20 protein-coding genes and 2 tRNA genes are annotated in these 23,014 nt (G+C 33.7%); 9 read left to right on the forward strand and 13 right to left on the reverse strand.

Translation table 11 applies throughout. The annotated features are described in order from the left end of the window. The first annotated feature begins 58 nt into the window (after positions 1-58). From Ana3638_RS04730 to Ana3638_RS04745, 4 genes are all read left to right on the forward strand, one after another. Positions 59-129, forward strand: a tRNA-Gly gene (locus Ana3638_RS04730). A gap of 537 nt (positions 130-666) precedes the next feature. Further along, a tRNA-Ala gene (locus Ana3638_RS04735) sits at positions 667-739 on the forward strand. Between the two features lie 771 nt (positions 740-1,510). After that, complete coding sequence (locus Ana3638_RS04740; protein WP_161837010.1) at positions 1,511-2,071, forward strand: flavin reductase family protein; 561 nt, start codon at positions 1,511-1,513, stop codon at positions 2,069-2,071. Between the two features lie 437 nt (positions 2,072-2,508). Further along, a complete protein-coding gene (locus Ana3638_RS04745) occupies positions 2,509-3,000 on the forward strand; it encodes a ferritin-like domain-containing protein (protein ID WP_161837011.1) in 492 nt (163 codons plus the stop codon). A gap of 186 nt (positions 3,001-3,186) precedes the next feature. Here the strand turns inward: Ana3638_RS04745 and Ana3638_RS04750 are convergent, their stop codons facing one another. Then, positions 3,187-3,633, reverse strand: a complete 447-nt coding sequence (locus tag Ana3638_RS04750) for a nucleoside triphosphate pyrophosphohydrolase family protein (RefSeq protein WP_161837012.1) — start codon at positions 3,631-3,633, stop codon at positions 3,187-3,189. Between the two features lie 231 nt (positions 3,634-3,864). Between Ana3638_RS04750 and Ana3638_RS04755 the strand changes: the two genes are divergently transcribed. Both Ana3638_RS04755 and Ana3638_RS04760 read left to right on the forward strand, forming a co-directional pair. Beyond that, the gene (locus tag Ana3638_RS04755) at positions 3,865-5,271 is read left to right on the forward strand and encodes a LysM peptidoglycan-binding domain-containing protein (protein ID WP_246240791.1); all 1,407 of its coding nucleotides are present in this window, start codon (positions 3,865-3,867) and stop codon (positions 5,269-5,271) included. Positions 5,272-5,398: 127 nt separating this feature from the next. Beyond that, entirely contained in the window at positions 5,399-5,929 is a 531-nt protein-coding gene (locus Ana3638_RS04760; RefSeq protein WP_246240793.1) for a ferritin-like domain-containing protein, read from the forward strand. Positions 5,930-6,043: 114 nt separating this feature from the next. On the opposite strand, the gene Ana3638_RS04765 is transcribed toward Ana3638_RS04760, so the two are convergent. The 10 genes from Ana3638_RS04765 to adhE form a co-directional block, all read right to left on the reverse strand. Next, positions 6,044-6,193: a hypothetical protein gene (locus Ana3638_RS04765; protein WP_161837013.1), complete on the reverse strand. Its 150-nt coding sequence runs from the start codon at positions 6,191-6,193 to the stop codon at positions 6,044-6,046. A 269-nt stretch (positions 6,194-6,462) separates the two neighbouring features. Continuing rightward, positions 6,463-6,630 (reverse strand): hypothetical protein, encoded by a 168-nt coding sequence (locus Ana3638_RS04770; protein ID WP_161837014.1) that lies wholly within the window; start codon positions 6,628-6,630, stop codon positions 6,463-6,465. A 509-nt stretch (positions 6,631-7,139) separates the two neighbouring features. Continuing rightward, positions 7,140-7,712, reverse strand: coding sequence for a hypothetical protein (locus Ana3638_RS04775; protein ID WP_161837015.1), 573 nt, complete (start codon positions 7,710-7,712; stop codon positions 7,140-7,142). Next, positions 7,713-8,324 (reverse strand): hypothetical protein, encoded by a 612-nt coding sequence (locus Ana3638_RS04780; RefSeq protein WP_161837016.1) that lies wholly within the window; start codon positions 8,322-8,324, stop codon positions 7,713-7,715. It lies immediately after the preceding gene. 68 nt (positions 8,325-8,392) lie between these two features. After that, on the reverse strand, positions 8,393-8,605 hold the full coding sequence (locus Ana3638_RS04785; RefSeq protein ID WP_161837017.1) for a hypothetical protein: 213 nt from the start codon (positions 8,603-8,605) through the stop codon (positions 8,393-8,395). A gap of 17 nt (positions 8,606-8,622) precedes the next feature. After that, the gene (locus tag Ana3638_RS04790) at positions 8,623-9,051 is read right to left on the reverse strand and encodes a DUF3021 family protein (RefSeq protein WP_161837018.1); all 429 of its coding nucleotides are present in this window, start codon (positions 9,049-9,051) and stop codon (positions 8,623-8,625) included. Between the two features lie 12 nt (positions 9,052-9,063). After that, positions 9,064-9,501 (reverse strand): LytTR family DNA-binding domain-containing protein, encoded by a 438-nt coding sequence (locus tag Ana3638_RS04795; protein ID WP_161837019.1) that lies wholly within the window; start codon positions 9,499-9,501, stop codon positions 9,064-9,066. Positions 9,502-9,513: 12 nt separating this feature from the next. Beyond that, complete coding sequence (locus Ana3638_RS04800; protein ID WP_161837020.1) at positions 9,514-10,425, reverse strand: ABC transporter permease; 912 nt, start codon at positions 10,423-10,425, stop codon at positions 9,514-9,516. A 211-nt stretch (positions 10,426-10,636) separates the two neighbouring features. Next, positions 10,637-11,545, reverse strand: a complete 909-nt coding sequence (locus tag Ana3638_RS04805) for an ABC transporter ATP-binding protein (protein WP_246240795.1) — start codon at positions 11,543-11,545, stop codon at positions 10,637-10,639. Between the two features lie 1,244 nt (positions 11,546-12,789). After that, positions 12,790-15,438, reverse strand: coding sequence for a bifunctional acetaldehyde-CoA/alcohol dehydrogenase (gene adhE / locus Ana3638_RS04815; protein ID WP_161837021.1), 2,649 nt, complete (start codon positions 15,436-15,438; stop codon positions 12,790-12,792). 242 nt (positions 15,439-15,680) lie between these two features. Between adhE and Ana3638_RS04820 the strand changes: the two genes are divergently transcribed. The 3 genes from Ana3638_RS04820 (at position 15,681) to Ana3638_RS04830 (ending at position 19,273) form a co-directional block, all read left to right on the forward strand. Beyond that, on the forward strand, positions 15,681-16,436 hold the full coding sequence (locus Ana3638_RS04820) for an SRPBCC domain-containing protein (RefSeq protein WP_161837022.1): 756 nt from the start codon (positions 15,681-15,683) through the stop codon (positions 16,434-16,436). Between the two features lie 513 nt (positions 16,437-16,949). Continuing rightward, positions 16,950-17,324 (forward strand): BlaI/MecI/CopY family transcriptional regulator, encoded by a 375-nt coding sequence (locus Ana3638_RS04825; RefSeq protein WP_161837023.1) that lies wholly within the window; start codon positions 16,950-16,952, stop codon positions 17,322-17,324. Positions 17,325-17,326: 2 nt separating this feature from the next. Then, positions 17,327-19,273 (forward strand): M56 family metallopeptidase, encoded by a 1,947-nt coding sequence (locus tag Ana3638_RS04830; RefSeq protein ID WP_161837024.1) that lies wholly within the window; start codon positions 17,327-17,329, stop codon positions 19,271-19,273. Positions 19,274-19,789: 516 nt separating this feature from the next. On the opposite strand, the gene Ana3638_RS04835 is transcribed toward Ana3638_RS04830, so the two are convergent. Together Ana3638_RS04835 and argS are read right to left on the reverse strand one after the other, a co-directional pair. Continuing rightward, a complete protein-coding gene (locus Ana3638_RS04835; RefSeq protein WP_161837025.1) occupies positions 19,790-20,707 on the reverse strand; it encodes a glycosyltransferase in 918 nt (305 codons plus the stop codon). 267 nt (positions 20,708-20,974) lie between these two features. Then, positions 20,975-22,672, reverse strand: coding sequence for an arginine--tRNA ligase (gene argS / locus Ana3638_RS04840; RefSeq protein ID WP_161837026.1), 1,698 nt, complete (start codon positions 22,670-22,672; stop codon positions 20,975-20,977). Positions 22,673-23,014: the final 342 nt, after the last annotated feature.

The following is a 23,014-nucleotide window of genomic DNA, read 5'->3' on the forward strand; positions in this document are numbered from 1 at the left end:
GAATAAATTAGTTTTATAATATGAATGAAACTTACTTTGATCTTAATCAATCAATTCTGCGGATATAGTTTAATGGTAAAATGCTAGCTTCCCAAGCTTGTGTTGCGGGTTCGATTCCCGTTATCCGCTTACGTTACAGTAAGACTCATGACACAAGTTTTTTGTGGCATGGGTCTTATTTTGTTGTAAGTGTGTTAACAAATTAGAAGAGAAACTACAAGAATATCCCACTACTCCTAACAGTAGTGTTTCTGGTAATCGGAACCCTTTTCTTTGCAAGAAGTGGAAAAAACAGATAGCTAATAGCCCTGTTCGATTATACGTATACTACATTTAAGCGTATCCGCCTAAAAGCGATACTAAAAGGTTAAAACATCAGTCTGCGGGCTGATGCTATAACTGTATATGCTTCCGGCAGTCACCCACCTCTCATTGCCACACCTGGAATTTACTCATAGTTTCTATGATTCTTCCGATGTTTTATTTGTCATAAAAGATTTAATAATAAATAACCAGGTCTTTGTATCTACTAAATAATATTGAAAATAAATTCATAAAAATTTTTATTGATATTTATTCATATCCGCTTTATAATATTCTGGTAACTATTTTTTTTAACTATCCTAAATAAATACTGCATACTTATTTAGTTTTTTTATCTGATTCGGGGCATTAGCGCAGTTGGGAGCGCATCACACTGGCAGTGTGAGGGTCAGGGGTTCAAGTCCCCTATGCTCCATTTAAAAAATGCTGGGAATCAAAGGTTATAGCTGTTTAATATATTATTAAGGCACTCTTAATGATATGATTCCTTTAAAGTGGACAGTACAAAAATATTTCAAATGTAGCATAGATATAAACAAAAAGCACCTACCTAGTCTTTTATTACCGGACTTGAATACCGGTAGCACTCCGGTTTTTATTAAGCGATTAATATGATACTCTGTAAAGCTCGTTTCTGGATCCAACTGCTTAAAATATTCTGCTGCCTGGTGAGCTGTTCGCATCCGTGCCAGTCCTTGGTTGTTCTGTGTCTCGTCTTTAACCGGAAAAATATTATTTAATTCCTCCGTTTCTTCTTTCATAAATATGCTTAACCAGGTAGCCGGTAGGACGGTCACGCCATCCGTTTCGAGTCTTGCGAAAGGGGTGGTGCTTATGTACATTACATATAGTGATTTATTCACCTTTGTAATTATGATAGTTGCTATAATAACACTTGCCAGAAATGACAAGCACAAAAAATAGCCGTCCTGCTCTCTGCTAAAAGTCGGACGACTATTTTAAAGTAATCTGATTTTTCGCCGAGACGGATAGGTGCTACTATCCTCCGGCTGTCTTGTTAAGTATATTATACAACTTTAGCACTAAAGTGTCAACGTGTCAAAATGTTAAGATAGCGTCAATTTACTGTTGATTTTTGAAACTGGTGTCTATACTGGTATCTTTATGGAGTATATTGTATAATAAAACCAAAAAATAATAACCCATTTATCCAAAGAAGTCTGATATGAGTAAGATTAAGATAAGAAATTTACCTATGGTGTATCCGATCCCCTCTGTTTTAGTTGGTGTAATTGTCGATGAAAAACCTAATTATGTTACCTTAGGTAACTGTGGGATAATAAGTGTTGAGCCATCTGTTATTTATATTTCATCGAGCAAATCACATTATACTAACAAAGGCATTTATGACAATAAAAAATTTAGCATTAATATACCATCTACAAATTTAATGACCGAATTTGATTATTGTGGACTTGTTTCCGGAAGTAATATTGATAAGTCTGATGTTTTTGATACGTTTTTCGATAGTAGCAATAGAATACCAATGATACGTGAATGTCCTATTAATATGGAATGCGAGGTTATACAGGTATTTAACATTTATGACATGGAAGTATTTATTGCCCATGTTACAGAGGTATATGCTAATGAAGAATGCTTAATAAATGGATTCCCAGATACTCAGAAAGTAAATCCATTATTTTATTCCATAGACAACACTTATTGGACTATCGGAAAACAAATAGGTCATGGTTTCACTGAAGGTAAAAGCCTTAAAAAATAATAATACTCTAGCTATCATCTTAATATAGATTAAGGTACGAAACCAACCGGTTATGTACCTTATCTTTTTATCCTTTCCTTTCAATATAGGTCCTTTTATATGGGCCAGTGATGCTCATTGAAATCTTATAGGACTTAATTCTTGGCTTAAGCACCTCAATCACCTTTTGGCTTTTAGATCTCTTCGAAACTGGTAGCGGATATTCTTACTTTAGTAGATATGGTGATCTCCCTCCCTTTTCCAATTCTTCGGCAGATAAATGTCGCTGCAGATATAAAGATACCGGCCACACTCCGGGCAGCACTTCTTGTCCTGGGGATAGATATGTATTAACTTGGTCTAGAGACCTGACATTATTTCATTTCTGAAACTTTCTTAGCATGAACAAAATGTCTAATTTTGTCATATAATAGTTAGTGTGAAAGGAGGGAGATAATATGATCTCTAATAATCTGAATCGAATGGATATTGAATCATACTACAATCGCAATAATATTTATAGATACCCCGACAATTTAGACAATGCACTTTCACTAATACAGCGAGCAATTTCAGGAGAAAATGAAGATATATATTATTACAATTATTTAATAGAGATTGCCCCTAGCGAAGAAGATAAAGAAATTATAACTAGTATTAGAAATGATGAAATAAATCACTACAATATATTCATGCAAATATATTATGAAATAACGAGACACTCTGCACCTCAGAGAAACGATGAGCCATTTAATCCACCACTATCCTATTGTGACGGTTTAAAAACGGCACTATTTGGTGAAAATAGTGCAATACAAGAGTACCCGCAAATACTTTATGCAATGCAGCCACGCGTTCTTATAAACATGTTAACCGGAATAATAGCAGATGAAATTAGACATGGTATACTATTAAATTATTTATACTCTAAAAATAATTGCTATGTCTAATCATATCTTTTGCTATGTATCAAAAACAATGAGCACCTTATGGCGCTCATTGTCTCCGCGTACGCTCTGCAAGAAATATACTGCAAATTGGTGTGAAATACGGGGGAGTATTAATACAATGCTATTATCGGACTTAGTACCAATAAATAAAATAATATCTAAACGATTACTATGCTTCTCGCATTATTAATTTTTCAACTTATGTACTAATAATTTTTCTATATCGATTTTATAAATGTTGCATATTATAAAAACACGGATAAGAAGGTTCGCTAAAAGTACCGGTATGCCGACAGATTCGTTATCAATATTAACATCCATATAATCTGGTGTAAATCCGATTTTATGCATTTTATATATTTCTGATAATTCGTTTAGACAAAATATTATTTGATTATCAAAACTACTATTTGTAAAATTTGAAAACTCTTTTTTTAATAATATCATCTCTGTAAAATCTTCTATGTTATGATCTTGTGATATTTTATTACCTTCTTCAAAACTAAATTTATTATTTTTATATAATGTTAATACCCATCTGCCTAATTCATTTAATGAATTACTATAAGATTCGGCTGATCCTGTTTCCATTTCTTTTAAACTATTTAAAATTAATTTATATAATTTTTTCATTTTTTACTCCTATAATATACTAATCATACTTGCATTCATGGACCTTTTATTTATAAAAGCTATTTTAATACATATGAAAAAAATATACTATTATTTATGTCGATAAATTTAATCAAGCCGAAGTAAGTTTTAAACCAAAATTCCAATTCATATAAAACCAAGGAATATTATTCAAGCTAACAACATTATATATATTGTTAAAAATCTGCCAATGATTAAAAGAGATTTGGAATGACTTGCCGGCATTATTATGAGGTTATGACATTTAACTTAATTATCCTATGGATTATTTATTCTATTAATTATTTAAGAACATATAATAAAACAAAAAGAAATAAAGGACTAAATATGACAATACATGTTGTCCAACCAGGAGAAACCATTAATTCTATATCAGATTTATATAATATTCCAGCTGCCAGGCTAATACAGGAAAATGGCATAGACAATCCGGATAATTTGGCTATCGGTCAAACTATTGTTATAGTCTACCCTGAGTCGGTATATACAGTCCAGGAAGGAGATACTTTAGCAAGTATTGCGGAGAAAAATGGTATTTCTGTGATGGAGTTGTTAAGAAATAATCCCTATCTTTCTGATAGAGAGTTTATATATCCCGGTGAAACCCTTGTTATACGGTACCAGACGAATAAAATCAGAACCATTGCTACCAGTGGCTATACATTCCATTATATAAATAGAGATATTTTAAGGAAAACACTTCCCTTTTTAACTTATCTGACTATATTTAACCACCGGGTAACGTTTGAGGGAGAAATTATAGAGGTGGAGGATTCCGAATTAATACAGATGGCAAAAGAATTTGGCGTGGCTCCTATGATGTTCGTATCTTCTTTTACAGAAGAGGGAGTAAGCAGCAGTGAAGTTGCCTATAACATATTAAAAAATCCTGATGCTGTGCAACGATTGTTAGATAATCTTGTTCGTTTATTGGATAGTAAAGGTTATTATGGAGTTAATCTTTATATAGAATATATTAATCTGGAAAATATTGACAGAATAGCTGAATATCTCAGCCAAATAGCTGATATATTACATTCCAGAGGATATCGGGTATTAGTTACGGTGACACCAAATGCTATTATTGAAGGCCCGGTAGTAAAATTTGAGAAAATTGATTATTCAAAATTAGCGGTTTCTGTTGATGCTATTTTATTTACTACTTATGAATGGGGAATGACCTACGGTTTTCCAAGTTCACTTGTCCCAGTAAATATATTAAGGGATTTATTAAATTATACGGTTAGTATTGTTCCGCCTGAAAAGATGTTTTTAGGACTTATACCTATCGGTTATGACTGGCAGCTCCCTTATGTACCCGGTGTCTCAGGGGCAAATGCCATAACTTCTGACGGAGCTGTACGAATTGCCGCAGATTTAGGTATACCCATACAATTTAATGAACCTGCACAGGCATCTTATTTCTATTACTTTCAAAATGAACAGGACTTACATATAATATGGTTTAAAGATGCAAGAAGTTTTAATACAATCGTAGGGCTGATACCGGAATACGGCCTTCAAGGTTTATCTATCTGGACAATTATGAATTTTGAACCACAGCTGTGGTTTGTAATTAACACTCAATATGAAATTGAAAAGGTACTCAATATCTAAAAATAATAATAATAATTTTGTTGACAAGATTTAATTTCTGAACGATATGGGTTTCCTTCAAAATTTAATGTACCAATTAAATTAGACGTACATATAATGGTAAAAAGATTTATTGGAGACAGAAAAATTGAACTACAAAAACTATATTTTTCCAAACTCTAAAAATATTAATATATATGAACGTATAAAACAAATGGAATTAGAATCTAAAAATGAGGAGAATATATTTGTATACCCTTATAATCTGGATAATGCACTTTCATTAATACAGCAAGCAGTATCAGGGGAAAATGAAGATCGAATATTCTATACCTATTTAATTGAAAATGCACCCAATGATGAAGACAAAGAGATAATTACCGGCATACGAAATAACGAAATGGATCACTTTCGGATGTTCAGGCAGATTTACTATGATATAACAGGAAATATGCTCCCTAAAGTAAGAGCAGAAGAATTTGTTCCTCCTAAATCATATTGTGACGGACTTAGAGATGCCCTATTAGGCGAACAGAATGCTGTAAGAAAATACCGTCAAATACTTTATGCTATGCAGCCTCGGGTCCATATTAATATGTTAACTGAAATAATTACGGATGAAATCAGACATGGAATACTTTATAACTATCTGTATTCCAAAAATAATTGTAATTCATAAGGGAATAAAATAAGGGGATGCTGTTAAATTAATAATGTAAACACAAATTCTGGTCATTACTAAAATTGTTTATCATTTTGCAGCATCCCCATTTATTAATTATAATAATACCATTCATTTGCCGTTTACAGTATCTTCTTTAATAATAAAATTAAATTCATAATCATATAAGTAGGCAGATGATTCTTCCAGTATCTTTCTTTTTTCTTCTTCCGTGCAAATAACATGAATAATTTTATTCATTTCATCAATTTCCTGTTCCATAAAATACACTCCTTTCGGATATTATACCACTAATAGGATTATGTTGTACAGAACAGGTAAGAATAACTGATTTTATATTACTATTTAAAGCTGGAATAACCAAATTACTATGAAACGGAAATACCAAAAAGTCTGGCCTGCCAGATTCAAGCCCTGACGGGGAGAATTTTCCTCGTATGAGCCCAAAAAAGACTATCCGTTAACAGGATAGTCTGAAGTAAATAATAATGAAATCACTAATACTAATAATTAACAATTATTCTTATCTACTAAATCTTTGGTTGAGTCATTACTTGAATTTTTTCATTCCTGCTGCTACCAATATTACGGAAATCCTGACTACTATCCCTTAAACTGCTGTCATTACTTGTCGTTTCCTTTAAAGAACTATCGTTGGATGCATTTTTAGTTGACGTATCTTTATAATTGTTTTTCATAAATTCCTCCTAAGATTCTGTTATGGGTGGGTTACATATTTAATATGTGATAATTGCTTTTTAAATATTCTGCTAGATTTCATACAAAAAAGTCAAACTTTTCTAACGGCAGATTTGCAATTATATTTTATTATTTCATGTAAGTAAATTGGGACTTGCTTATTTTTTAAGATATCACTATAATTTTTCTATAAATACAATTTCTTGGGGATTAAAATTTTTGGAGGAAGATTTAGAACGAATCGCAAGAATGACTATGACTAATTTTTTTTCTTTTACAGAGAGGTTTTGCAAAATTAAAATTATATATAGTTAGTATTTTGCAGATATATTTCTAAGAATTAATTATGTACGAGTAAAAGAGCGTATCAGTAAATAATGAAAAAGTTTAGGCTGGGCATGTGACCCAGCCTGTTTACTATGCTCATAAGCTTTTCTAAAATCACTAAAAATGTTCTTGACTTTCATTAGCAGGTTTCTTTATTTCTATCTTAAACCTTCGAATTTATTTACTGTTCTTGATTTTCTGTCATTTCTTCCTCCTGCTGATGCTTCTTAAGCCTACTGATTAGTGCTAAAAACCAGACTCTTAAAACCATTCCTATCACAGCGGCTGATGCGGTTAGGGAATTGTTATAAAGTGTGAATGAGATACATACTAAAATAGTATTTAAAAAATAGATAATAAGATACCATTGAAATAGTTTTACAAGATTATCTGCGGTTTCCATATCATCCCCATCGTATAAATACTCTGCGGAACCATGAATAATAAAGTACTCTATTAATATCTCCAATATACTTATGAGGATAATCCAAAACATCATAAATGGGGAGGAATTATCCGCATATGGGTACCGAAACGTTACCAATAAACTGATAATGGAATGAAATACTGCTATAAGCGCTATAACTGAGGCCTTTTCAAATCTAGCACTGTTATAAATAGTTCTCAATTGATTTATTCCGCTGACAACCATAGCCCACCCGATGAAGTTAGGCAGTATCTGAAAGCTTCCAAGGTTAATATGAAAACTGATAAAAACAATCCCCCAAAAAATAGTTTTATATCCCCGAGACATTTAGAACTTCCCCTTTCCTGCTAAGTATTTATAGATCTGTATCCAAGTAAAATTCTGAATCATAGTATTATATTCAAAATTATATAACCTTACGGTATCAGTATTTCCCTCGGGAGTTTTAAAAAAAATACAGGGCTTAATATCAAAAAAAGAAAACTGGTCAACATTGTTTAACGACATTTTTAGATTACTGGTAACATTCAACGTACTTCCGGCATTGTATTGGATTCCGTTAATATCCTTACTGTCAATTCCATCTACCTTAATCTGATACAAACGATTTGCTTCTTTCATTAGAGGCGAGTCTATTTTTATCAATAATAAATCCGATTTCACATTAAATGACACAGAGGAAGTACCATCAGAAGAACTGGAACTGGAACGGGAATCCAGGTATCTATCCGAATGGTCTTGTTTGTAGAATATTATTTTACCAATATCCGCATTCCTCTGCGTACCGTCAGAGAATTCAAAGACAGCATGTGACAGCTGAGACTTATCAAACTTCTCTGTATTGCTGTCATAAACCATATTTACATAAACAGTACGTAAGGAATATCGTCCGTATACCATTCCCTTCTGTTGAAAGGCATTATTGTTCCAAACTATCATTCCGCCTCTCTGGTTATTTTCTGTTGCATAAAAATCAAGCTCTGGTGCTTCCTTAAAAGTGATACCGGTTACTTCTTTTTATCTGACCGGTTGGTAAGATAATGAAGTGCAAACATACTTTCTCCATTATCAGTATCATAGGCAGGAAGTTGACATTCATAATAATGCTGTAAAAATACCGGTTCGCTAAGTCTGCAATAATATATGAAAAACATACTTCCAGTGAGAGTTAATGCAATTAAAATTAACCCACCTGTAAGTATTTTCTTATTTAACTCCATTCCCTCACCCCGATTGTTTATTCTTCATTCTGATGGATACTTTTTAATTTCTTATTTAGATCCTCGGCTGTTTTCTTATCATTTTTAAACATTATTGTTGTAATATATACATATATGACGGACACTAACCCAAACAGGAATATAATATTAATTATTTCCCCCGGTTCAACCCAACCGCAGATAAAAGCACCACCAACCACAATTATATTAGTATAGATATAATGTAAGACAAAACGAAATTTAATCTGTTTCTTACTTAATTCCGTCCTGGAGTAAAATATAAGATCTCCCAAGGCGCATACTGCAGCAATACCAATAAACTGCCAGAGAAATCCGTAGGTAAACTGATAATCCAGATCGAAAACTGTAAGATAGATTGCCGCTCCTATGGTATTCCCAGCGGTAACATTGATAAAAACCTGTAACATACTTTTAAAAAATGACATATTCCTGCCTCCTTACAATCCAAGTCTTTTCTTGAGTTCGGGTACATATTGCCTTGAAATGACCACTTTTTCACCGTTAAACAGCAAAGCCTCGAATCTTCCTGAAAAGGCCGGACTAAGACTCTTTATTTTCGTAATATTTAATATTACTGACTTAGAAGCTCTAAAGAAGTTAGAATTCTCGTAGTTCTCTTCTATCTCATATAATTTCAATTTTGATTCATATACATTTTGCTTACAGTAAATAAACACCTTATTATCGACCCCTTCGAAATAATAGACATTTTTTGTATCTATCATGGTAATCATACCATCTTTAATTCCGGTAAGCTTCTTCTGCCCTGCTTTCAGTTCCGATATCAATTTTAAAACAGTATCGTCCAGATTTTTACAACGTATAATAATCTGTTCTTCATCCCCGGGATTGATATCCTCGATAATAATTTTCATGGCGGTTTGCTCCTATCTGACAACTGTATTTCGTTTTCTCTGAATCAATGCAGACATTATAATTAAAATTATACCACTAATTAACAAAAACGCCACCTGAAATTGACTTCCTATGATTTGATCTCCCCAATGTATGGTAATCCCCATATATTCCTTATAACCATCAATAAGTTGGTTCGGACAGTCCTTAAAAGTGGTCTGTAATGCTGTTTCCGTAAATACATTCCTCATTAAGGAACAGCCGTGAAGCAGTGGAAGACATTTTAACACATTTTGGATATCGGATGGAAGCATACCCATAGGAAGATATATGGCTGATAAAAAACCAACAAGGGTACCAATAATAGTACTCAGCCCGGAAAACGCACTGGTGCTATGTACAAAATTGGCGATAAAAAACACCATACTGGCTGACATAAATACATTTAATATAATATATAACAAAATCTGTAATAATTGTTCCATTGCCAACAGGGCACCACCGGTAAGCCATACATAAAATTCTCCTACACCCAGCGTAAAAAGGCAGATCACTATTCCCATGATAACTGCTGCCAGAATATAACCTAAGACAAAGATTGCCCTATTAACCGGTGCCACATAAAAACTGGATAATCTCTGCTGATCCTCATCCTCTACCATAAATCCAACCATCGTTAATGTAATTGTTACAGAGTTCACCACTATGATACCTGCAAGTGTCCATAACAAAACCAACTGTTCTGCATGATCCTGGTCTGCGGCCGCATCACGTGCCCCTCCATATTGATTTAGCAGATCCACAACACTATCTGCGTTCATATTTCCTAAAAATATTGCCATTAAACCAATAATAATGAACATAGATAATAAGGAAAAGAATACATTTGCTTTATTTCTGGAATAAACTAAAATATTTCTTTTTATTAGATTAACTAAAGTCATAATTTACCCTCCGTTTAAATACTAAAGTTATTAAAACACTGTTTTGCGCTATGTTTCCAATGACAGGAACATAAATATTGTTCCCTTCATAAGCCCAAGCGGAAGAAACACCCTTTGCGGGTTTCTTTGATTCGCGTGTCCGCTCGAATTATTGCAAGCAAACTTGCAAATCTCACTTTGCTTTTGCAATTACCTATACCTAATAAAGTTTTTATAAGCTCTTTCCGGTGATATTAAGAAAAACATCATCTATAGTGCCCTGAACTATTTCACAGGCACCCAAATAATCTTTTAAACTATTAAGCACTTCTAATCCATATAAGGTGTCTTTTATATTTACACGTATATGATTACTTCTTTCCTCAAAGATACACTCTTTTTCTTTCAGCAAGTGAAGAATATTTTCTCTGTCTTTCGGATAGACCCTAATCAAGTCGTGGGCATACCTTTGCTTTAATTCATAGGGAGTTCCCTGGGCAACCAGTCCCCCTGCCTCCATAATAGCAATATATTGTGCTTTTGCCGCTTCCTCCATATAATGGGTTGTCAGAAATACCGTCATCTCTTTCTCTTTTCTCAGTATTTCGATGCTATCCCACACATTTTGCCTGGTCTGGGGATCCAGTCCTGTTGTCGGTTCATCTAAAAATAAGATTTCAGGTCTATTCATCAACGCTCTGGCAATTTCACACCGTCTTTTTTGTCCTCCGGATAATTTTCGAAACTGCCGGCCTAGAAGGTCTCCGATCCCTAATATATCACAGACAAAATTTAAATTTTTCCGTATGATCTTAGAATCTTTGTAATAGAGTGAGGCACGTATCATCAGATTTTCTTTAATGGTCAATCGGTTATCTAAAGAGTTATCCTGAAATACCACACCAATCTTATTTCTTATTTTTTCATTTTCCTTACCAAGCTCATAACCACATAAGTAAACTTCACCTTCCGTTTTGTTTAACAAGGTGCATAAAATATTAATTGTGGTGGATTTACCGGCACCGTTTACTCCAAGAAAGCCATATAACTGCCCTCTTTCTACCTGAAAATTAATGTCATTCACAGCTTTAATTTCATTGAAATACTTCTTTAAATTAGATACTTTTATAATTGGCTCCATAATTGACTCCTTTCATTATTTTCATTATTAAAGCAATTGCGAAACTATATAGTTTTCTGAATATACCATACAATTAATACGAATTTCATAGCTTCAGTTGCCTTTCAGGCAAGATTCAGCTCTGAAATTCATATTATTTGCATGGTATATAGATGCAATAAGCTAGTTTCGCAATCGCCTATTTATTTAGGATTTGAGGGTCAAAAGTTAGGCCCTGTAGTTTAGTACCTTATATACCACTACGCAATTACCTGTTTTTGTCTTTTACTGTTTAATCTTTTACTTGCATTGTTTCTATTGTTACTGTAGTGTATATTACCTGTTACCTGTGCGCAATTCCTTTCATGGTAAGCTGCAGTCTCGCCACGGTATGTGGTTAATAGACGGCCGTAAGTGGTAATAAAAGAACTAAGGTACTTATTATAATAAAAGCAGAATATAATTAAACAGAACATCATACTGACTTCAGAACAAGTTGAAACATCAAGAAGTAGCAAAACTTATATATTGGTAAATACTTACAGATAGTTTACAAAGATAAAATATGTATTTTACAGATTTAAGATAGTAACTTTTAGGAAAAAGCACTATTATTTCTGACTGACAATATGTCCGTAAAAGAAATGCTTGCCGCAGCAAAACTGCAGTAGGCATTATTTTGTTTCTAAAAAATAAAACAGGAGTTTCTATGGAAAAAACTTATGTTCTTATTAAAAAATGATGATGGGGAACGGGGAGCTAATGCAAGGCAGGCAATACGCTATTTGGAACAGCTGCGCCAGGTTGGGAGCTTATTTGAAGGCGTTCCGCATTAGCTTTTGACGCGGCAAAGAGAATGTAGATTGGATAACACAATGGGTAGCAAATTGTTTGAATGTATGACAGTAATGGAAATGAAAAATTATCTTTTCTATTGAGCTTTCGATAATTCGCCATATAAAGATAGGAAGTAATAAAATACGAATGATATAGTTTTAAAACATTCATTTGTTACTCGGAGGATTAATTAACCTTATGCCAGATAAGTGTATAATAACCTATTTAGCTTTTGCCCGGGACTTCCGCCAGAATACCCTCTGGGCAAACTTTTGACTCACAGAGTATGATTCGCCCAGTTGTATAAATCTAAATAGTATTATTATACACTATCCACAAAACCTTAAATTAAACCCATAAACAGGGGTTATCTATAATTTAGGATATTACCCATAACCTAATTTAAAATATAATCTTTTTTTATTTTCTTACTCCCCTTTATATGCCTTAATATACAGTTCTTTTAATTCTGATACCAACGGCATTCTAGGGTTTGCAGTTGTACATTGATCTTCGAAAGCTTTATCAGCAAGTTTATCCACAGCTTGCATGTATTTCTCTTCAGAAATTCCACAATCCTTTATGGTTAACGGTATATCCAGCTTCTTTAAAAGTTCCGTTATATTTGATATCAGGCTGGAAATACCCTCTTCTGTGGTATTGCAGGGCAATCTAAGGTATTTTGCTATTTCCGCATATTTTTCATCCGCAATATAATGTTCATATTTAGGAAATGCCGTAAATTTCGTAGGTTTCGAGGCATTGTACCGAATAACATGAGGAAGTAAAATAGCATTTGCCCTGCCGTGAGGAATATGGAATTCACCGCCCAATTTATGGGCAAGACTGTGGTTGATTCCCAAAAATGCGTTAGTAAATGCCATTCCCGCAATACAGGATGCATTGTGCATTTTCTCCCGGGCAACATGATCATTACCGTTTTTGTATACCTTTGGTAAAAATTCAAATACAAGTTGTATGGCTTTCATAGCAAGCGCATCTGTATAATCCGAAGCCATCACGGACACATAGGCTTCAATGGCATGGGTTAAAACATCGATACCTGTATCCGCTGTTACATGAGGGGGCACTGATTGAACAAATTCGGGATCAATAATTGCAACATCAGGTGTAAGCTCATAGTCGGCAAGAGGATATTTCATATCCTTGGACGGATCCGTTATTACCGTAAATGAAGTGACTTCCGAACCGGTTCCGGAGGTAGTCGGTATTGCAACCAGCTTGGCTTTATTTCCCAGAGACGGATATTTAAATACCCTTTTCCGGATATCCATAAACTTCATATGAAGATCTTCAAATTCGATATCCGGATGCTCATAAAATAACCAGATGGCTTTTGCCGCATCTATTACCGAGCCGCCGCCTAATGCTATGATAACATCGGGCCTGAAAGATTCGGCTGTTTTAAAGCCCTCTAAAACCGTATCAACGGTAGGATCCGGCTGGACTCTGTCAAAAACTTCTGAATGCACATATTGGTCACTGTTACGTTTTCTTAAATGATACAGTACTTTTTCCACATACCCTAATTTCTCCATGATTTCATCAGTGACGATTAATGCTTTTGTGATACCCGGCATCTTAGACAGATATTGTACGGAGCCCGGTTGAAAATATATTTTTTCTGGGATTTTGAACCATTGCATATTGTACCTTCTTCTTGCCACACGTTTTTTGTTAATCAGATTAACAGCAGAAACGTTAGCCGTTGTACTATTTCTGCCAAATGAACCGCAGCCCAGAGTGAGGGATGGCATATTCGTGTTGTATAAGTCACCTATGGCACCGTGGCTGGAGGGTTGATTTACAATGATACGGCCTGTATTTACCTGTTTTGCAAATTCCGTTATAATTTCTTCATTATTAGAGTGGATAACGGCGGAATGGCCGGAGCCGCCAAAATTAATCATTTCAACCGCTCTCTTAATACCTTCTTTGGAATCATCCACTTTATAACATGCCAGAATCGGACAAAGTTTTTCTCTTGATAACGGATATTCATTCCCAACTCCCTCGACCCTTGCTACCAGGATTTTCGTATCAGCAGGAACTTCAATTCCAGCCATTTGTGCTATGGTTACAGCAGATTGTCCCACGATCTGGGGATTCATGGCACACTTTTTCTCATCAATTGCAAGCTTTTCAAGTTTTTGCTGATCCTCTGTATTTACAAAATAACAACCGAGCTTTGTCATATATTCAACTACGGCATCATAAATATCTTTATCAATAATGACTGCCTGCTCGGAAGCGCAAATCATACCATTATCAAATGTCTTGGATAATATTAAATCCGTAACCGCCCTTTTTATATCGGCTGATTTCTCAATATAACAAGGCACATTTCCCGGACCCACCCCTAATGCGGGCTTTCCGGCACTATAAGCTGCCTTAACCATGGAGGAACCGCCGGTGGCCAAAATTAATGATATTCCATCATTATTCATAAGTGCCTGTGTACCATCAATGGACGGCTTATCAATCCATTGGATACAGTCTTTTGGTGCACCGGCTTTAACGGCAGCATCCCGTACGATCTTTGCCGATTCCACACTGCACTGCTGGGAACTGGGATGGAAAGCAAATATAATGGGGTTCCGGGTTTTTAGGGCAATGATACACTTAAATAACGTTGTTGCAGTAGGATTGGTTACAGGAGTGATTCCTGCTATCACTCCTACCGGCTCTGCGATTTCAAAATAATCCTCTTCCTCATTTTCATCAATAATACCCACAGTTTTCTGGTACTTTATACTATGGTATATATACTCGGTGGCAAAAAGGTTTTTGACAATCTTGTCTTCATAAACACCCCGTTTTGTCTCTTCAACTGCCATCTTGGCAAGTCTCATATGATTTGACAATCCTGCAAGTGCCATCTCTTTCACAATATTGTCTACCTGTTCCTGATTTAATTTAATCATTTCTTTTAGGGCTATTTTTCCCTTTTCCACTAATTTTTCTATCTCATTTGCAATCTCATTTTCATTTTTACTTTCTCCTACTGCTTTATCGCTAATATCGTTACTATTTTCCTTATTACTTTCATTCTCCATAAGATTCTCCTTACTATAGCAATTTTTACAATACTGATATTGTTTGCAAATTATATTTGGTTTATTACAGGTTATTTTTTATTCATAATAAAGATAAATGAATAGAGAACTAATTTTAACAAATTCTAATAGAACAAATATCAGCATTACGCAGACATAAAATAATAGGTACAGGTTTTATTCGTTTAAAAAATTGATAAATAATTCTTGACATGCAACCAAAAGGTTGCTAATATAATGACATGGATAACATATTTAATGCTTTAGGTGATAAGTCTCGTAGATACCTGCTGGATTTACTATATGAGAGAAACGGCCAATCTCTCACTGAGTTAAGCTCTAAATTGGATATGTCCAGACAGGCTGTAACTAAGCATCTGAAAATTTTAGAAAGTGCAAATTTAGTAATACCTGTATGGAAAGGGAAAGAGAAGTTACATTATCTGAATCCCGTTCCATTAAGACTGATTTATTCACGTTGGATAAATAAATTCGATGAAATACGAATGGAAGGTCTTTATGAACTTAAAAATGAATTGGAAAATACGAATCAGGAGGTTAAAATGAAAGGTTTTATTTATCAAATTGTTATAGCATCCACTGCAGAAAAGGTATGGGAATCTCTGACTAAACCGGAATTTACGCAAAAGTTCTGGTTTGGCCGCAGCATATCTTCTGACTGGAAAGCAGGTTCAAGTGTATCTGTTATAACTCCGGAGGGAGAAGAAGAAGTAAAAGGTAAAGTAGTTGAATTTGACCCTTTTAAACGATTATCTTATACATGGCAGACACCGGATGAACAGGACAAAGAGCCCACAACTGTTGTTTTCGAACTACAGGAAATGGGACCTATGGTAAAGCTGACTATCTTACATGACATCGATACAGAAAATGCTAAATTCCAGCAGGCGGCTGCAGGATGGACATTTATCCTTTGCGGTTTAAAGACATTTCTGGAAACCGGAGCACCAATGCCTTCCATGCCTTGGAAAAAGTAATAAGACTATTAATCAGACTTTATTAGGAAAAATGAGATATGATGATTTATCCGGCAAAAGTTCAATTTTAATTTTTGAATGAATACGTGCATATATATATTCATGCTAATTTATGATGACTTTTGCCGGTTAATCTTTATGGCACCAGATACATATCGTAATGGTGCCATATTTTAATCCAATTCCGAAATCTTCAAAAATCAGTATCTTAGTTCTTTATGCTATTATATTTTAATAGCGTTCTTTTTTAACTCCCATCAATTCTTATCCTGCATTACCATAACTTTAATAAGCTTATACTACAGCTCATGGTATAGCATGCTCAAAAATCCATTAGTGAAGTTACCTATAATATTCCATGATTATTATTTTAATCCAAAAGAGATTGACTAATAAAAAATAAATTAAAAATAAAACTAAAAATTATTATTTATTTTCTATTGACAAAGACTTGAATAAATAGTAATATTTTTACATGGATTACATTTGTAATCGATAAGGAGGATAACTATTATGGAAAATACCGCAAAAATATCAGATTCTGAATGGGAAGTAATGAAAATTATATGGAAAAATCCTAATTGCACTGCACAGGATATCATTGAGCAATTAAAAGATAGCCAAAAGTGGAAACCTAAGACAATCAAAACATTAATCAGAAGATTAATCGATAAAAACATTGTTGGATTCGAACAATTTGGCAGGGAATATAAATATTACTCTTTAGTAAATGAAGATGAATGCAGAAAAGCTGAAAGTGATTCATTTTTGCAAAGAGTTTATAGTGGTTCATTAAAATCTATGCTTCTTAACTTGATTGAGAAAGAAAATTTATCGAAAGAAGACATTGAAGATTTAAAGTCTATCCTTAATGAAAGGAAGAAGTAATAATGAATCTTATTTATACACTATTTTATAAAATAGTTCAATTATCGTTTATGGGAAGCTTTATTGTGGCCTGTATTCTTTTGAGTAAGAAACTAATTAAAGATAGGATTGGAGTTAAGTTTCAGTATGCAATTTGGTTTATATTAATTTTTCGTTTGATGCTGCTTATTTCACCTTCAAGTAATTTTAGCGTATATAATTATGTACCGGCTTACGAAAATACCATGATGAATATTCCCGTTGTCTACCATAATACTGAGAAAACTCCCATTAATGATAATAAAGATGAAAGGGTTGGAAAAACCGATACAAGTAACGGTGTACCCTTAGAATCATTAAAGAAATCAGAGCTAAAATCTTTTGACCCTATAGCTCTTGCAAAAAAAGTAATTCCATTTATATGGGTATGCGGTGTTTTTATTATTGGATCGATAATATTTATCATTAATACTTTATTTTTTAATCGTATCAAGAAATGTCCCCATATAAATGACCCAAGTGTTTTAACTATATTGGATGATTGCAAAAACCTGATGAAATTATCAAAAAATATTTGTTTAGTTAAAACCAATGTTGTAAAAACTCCGTGTGTGTTAAATATTATAAAACCAATCATACTGATACCTGAATATTCATTAGAAAAATTTAATTTAGCAGATCTTAAGTATATACTTTTACATGAGTTAGCACATGTAAAGCGGAAGGATATTTTTATTAATTATATAGTTAGCTTATTATGTATCATTTATTGGTTTAATCCATTGATTTGGTATGGATTTCACAAGATGAGAGAAGACAGGGAAATATGTTGTGACTCCCTTGCACTTTCTTTTTTAAGAGATGATGAAGTAAAAAGCTATGGATTTTCCATAATTAAAATTGCGGAAATATCATTATGGGCGCCATGTCTGCCAGCAGTGGCAGGCATTATTAATAAAAATTCAAAAATAAAAAGGAGGATCGAAATGATCAAGGTATTCAAAAAAAATTCATACCGATTACCTGCATTTGCTCTTGTAGTTTTGCTTCTAGCCGGAATAGCCTTCCTTACAGAAGCAACCGAATCAAAGGCAAGCTCAACAGAAGAAATGGCTGGCTCAACAGATGAGACGTCAACACATCAAATCGTAGACAAAATTGATTATCCCTTTGTTGATGATGAAGATGCGGTTGGGAAATGGGAAACCGTTGATTTTGTAAGAGAAATTGAGGATTTTAAAGTTAACGTAACATCATGGCAGGGAGGTTTATATCTTAAGAGTATCAATCTGCTTCCTAACGGCCAGATGACACAACCCGTTGCCTCCGGAATAACATCGGATGAAACAACTCCTATTGATTGGATGACCTGGACAAAAGGATATATCATTCATCATGGTGATAAGACCGCCGGTAAATATGCAATAAAAGAAATCGACGGCTCCAAATATATGTTCTGGGAGTGGAAATCCGGGGATTATACCATAAGAGGTATGAAACCATCTTACTATGTATTAAAACAAGTAACTGGAAGCACAACAGAAGAAGTGCCAAACTCAGCGGAAGAGACATCAACACAGCGAATCGTTGATAAAATTGATTATCCCTTTGTCAATGATGAAGATGCGGTTGGGAAATGGGAAACCGTTGATTTTGTAGAAGAAATCGAGGATTTTAAAGTAAACGAGGTATCATGGCAGGGAGATCCATATCTTCTGAGTATTAATCTGCTTCCTAACGGTCAGATGACACAACCCGTTGCCGTTGGAATAACATCGGATGAAACAACTCCCGTTGATTGGATGACCTGGACAAAAGGATATATTATTCATCATGGTAATAAAACTGCCGGCAAATATACAATAAAAGAAATAGATGGTTCCAAGTATATGTTCTGGGAGTGGAAATCCGGAGATTATACGATAAGAGGTATGAAACCATCTTACTATGTATTTAAAAAAGTCAAATAAAATTCGAGATTTGAATTATATAAAAAATAATAAAATTTAGAAGCTGTAAAAAATAGTTTGTAAGTGAAATATTTAAATCGCTAAGGCTTTCTATGGTAAATATAAAAATCATAGAAAGCCTTACATCATATATCGTTCAGACCATACTACGGAACCTATCATTTCCCTCTGCTTTATACTATTTAGTTTTTTCCAAGCCTCCAGCGTCTCAAAATTAAACCGGCTGGCTTAATTTTGGTCAGAGTAAAATATATAATAATATATTTAATAAAATATAAACAGTATCCTTGGCCAGATCATAGTCGAATAAAATTCGAGCAAAATTATATCTATACACTGTATTCATAAAATTCGATATGAGAGACCTTTTGACCCTCGAATCTTATTTAGGTGATTGCAAAACTATATCGTTTTTTGAATATACTATACAATTAATACAATTTCAGCGCTTCAGTTGCTTTCCTGGCAAAATTCAGCTCTGAAATTGTATTAATTGCATGGTTTATAAATACATATTCAATTACTGTTATTCTTATAATAATTCAGATTCTCTAATGCCCATTCTTTGTTATAGAAATGATTGGCCATCGACGCTTTATCACTGGCAGATGCACAATAAGCGGTTCTCTTTCCTTCTTCAAGCTCTTTAAAGAACTCCAGGTACTTCCACTTGAATTCTTTAACAAAAGGAGTATTTTTATATGACTCCCTATGAATATTAAAACAGGTATTATTCTTTTTGTCCAGCTTGCACTGATCCTTTACTAAACATTCGGCACAGGTGATATCTTGAGCCATGTCTATCACTATCTGCGAAATCATATTCTGATCGCTCATAAAACCTGCCTTGAAATTGGTGTAATTGACAATTCTTGGTGAAATCTCTGCATCACCATAACATGTTTCCTCACTCCAATATCCTATTTCCTTTATTAACTCAGGTCTCATTCCCATACAACATCCGTGTACAAAATCCAGTAGAACATCTACATATCCATTCTTAAGTTCCAGGTAGGTAACATTATCTTTGGTCTTAGGTATAACTTGAGGGTATATCGGAAAATAAGGCGCGGTCCTCTGAACGCCCAACAGGCCTACGTCAGGAAATGTATTAAATACATTCATAAAAAGTGTAATCCAATTTTTAGTCTTTATAACCACATCACTGTCAACAGAAAAAAAGTATTGATTCTCTTTCCTCTTTGAAAGATTCAAATTTAACGCGAATACAGGCCCATAATTCATAACAAGTCGGGTGATTGATTTAATACGGCTGTCATTTATTGACTTAATATATTCCCAAGTATCATCTTTGGAATTACTGTCAATGATATGCATTTCAAAGTCTTCTGTCGTTTCAAGGATTGACTTCAAACTTCTTGCTGTTAAACCAAGACGATTGAACGTAATATAGCTTAAAAAAGGAGGAATCATTTTACCGTCCTTTCAATAAATACCATAGGTAATATTTAATTACAAACCATATTATGTTGACTTAATTAGAACTGTTACAATATTGTATTTTAAATGCTTATTTATAAAGGGACAGGGATTCCTTTAAGCGGCGCCAACCAGATTTGAAATATTTGAATATTACCAGAAGTCGCATAGAAAGGAGGGTTTTCAATCTCTGATACTGGTTGCACCTAGTTTACACCTATTTTATCTTACAAATTTTGGCGAAAATGAAAATGTGAAATCCTACATTTCTTCTGGGCATTGTATTCCTAATAAGTCCATTGCATCTTTTATTATTTTCTGCGTTAAATAAACCAAAACAAGACGCGCTTCTTTTATACTCTTCTCTGCATTTAATATATTACAATCATGGTAAAACTTATTAAACGATGTAGCCAATCCCCATACATATCGAGCTATAACAGATGGTTCATATCTTAACGCAGCTTCTTCTACTTTATCTTCGTATTTACTTAGTTCTTTAACTAATTCATAGCTTACTTCATCAGTCAGCATATTTACGTTAATTTGCATATTAGCTTTTTCTACATTCCCTTTCCGTAAAATACTTTTCGCACGGGCATAAGTATATTGTATATATGGACCAGATGCTCCTTCAAAGCTTAATACCTCATCCCAGGAAAAGTTAACATTTTTTATGCGTTGATTGAACAAATCATGAAATATTATTGCCCCAACTCCTACCATCTCAGCTATTTGTTCTTTATTCTTCAAATTTGAATTTTTTTGAGATATCAATTTATATGAACGATGAATTGCTTCTTTTAGTATATCTTCTGCATAAACAATATTGCCTGTTCGAGTTGAAAGTTTTTCTCCCTCAAGACTTACTAGCCCATAAGGTATATGAACCAGCTCTTCTGCCCAATCATATCCCATTTCCTCTATTGCCTTAAAAACTTGTGCAAAATGTAATTTCTGCTCTAATCCTGTAATGTATAAGCACTTTTCAAAATCATATTTCTTTTTGCGGTAGAGAACAGCAGCCATATCACGGGAATGATAGATTGAACTACCATCGCTTTTAGTTATTAAGCAAGGCGGCATATTATATTTTTCAAGACAAACTATATTCGCCCCCTGACTTTCTTCTAAAAGTCCCTTTTCCTTTAATTCAGTAACCAATGCCGGAACCTTATCCATGTAAAAGCTTTCCCCAATATAATAATCAAATTCAACATTTAATAGTTTATAAACCCTTTTAAATTCTTTCAGACTAATTTCTTTAAACCATTTCCAGATTGAAAGTGCCTCCTCGTCTCCCTGCTCCATTTTTGAAAACCAACTTCGTGCTTCTTCCTTCAATTTAGGATTTCGTTCAGCTTCGGCATTAAAAAGCACATAAATCCGTAATAATTCTTCAATACCGCACTGCTCTACTTTATCTTGTGAACTCCAGTTTTTATACGCAACTATTAATTTTCCAAATTGTGTACCCCAATCACCTAAATGATTAATTCGAATTACTTTATATCCTAATTTTCTATATATTTTATAAAGTGAATTGCCAATCACTGTTGTACGAAGATGCCCAACATGAAAATTCTTGGCTATATTAGGAGATGAATAATCCATACATATAACCTTATTTTTAAACTCAAAACTGATACCTATATTAAGATTATTGGCTTTCTCGAATATATAGTGGATATAACTACTTTTATTAAGATATATATTAAGATATCCATTAATATTTTGTATTTCTGATACAACCCCCTTATCCATATCGTTATCTAAATCACTCTTTAATTGATTTGCTATAATAACAGGTGATTTTTTTATTTTCTTGGATAGAGCAAAACATGGAAGTGAATAATCTCCCATTTTTGTTTCTGGTGGAATTTCCAATAACTGTTCTACTTCGTTTTCTGAAAATCCATCCAAATATTTGATTATCATTTTACTTAATACCTTTTTCATATAATTCCCTCCATTTTTAAATAAAAAAAGAACCGCAAAGATTTATTAAAAATCTAATACGGTTCTGTATATCTGATATTATCCAGCACCGCATAGAAACAAGACGTAAATCGCTTGCAACTATGCGTGAATTCTCACATAATTACAAGAGCTTACGTCTGAATCTACGTCTTAAGCTAATGTTATTTAATGCCTTCATAATATCTTCCTTTCAAATTGTTGTTTGTAGATTAACATAGCATTACCAAAAAGTCAATTTATTATTGTAAATATGTGTACACAAATTATCAATGTGCACATTCTACACTTCTTCAAGATGGTATTCTGACTTCATCAGAGTTT

Source organism: Anaerocolumna sedimenticola (assembly GCF_009931695.1).
Lineage (GTDB): Bacteria > Bacillota > Clostridia > Lachnospirales > Lachnospiraceae > Anaerocolumna > Anaerocolumna sedimenticola.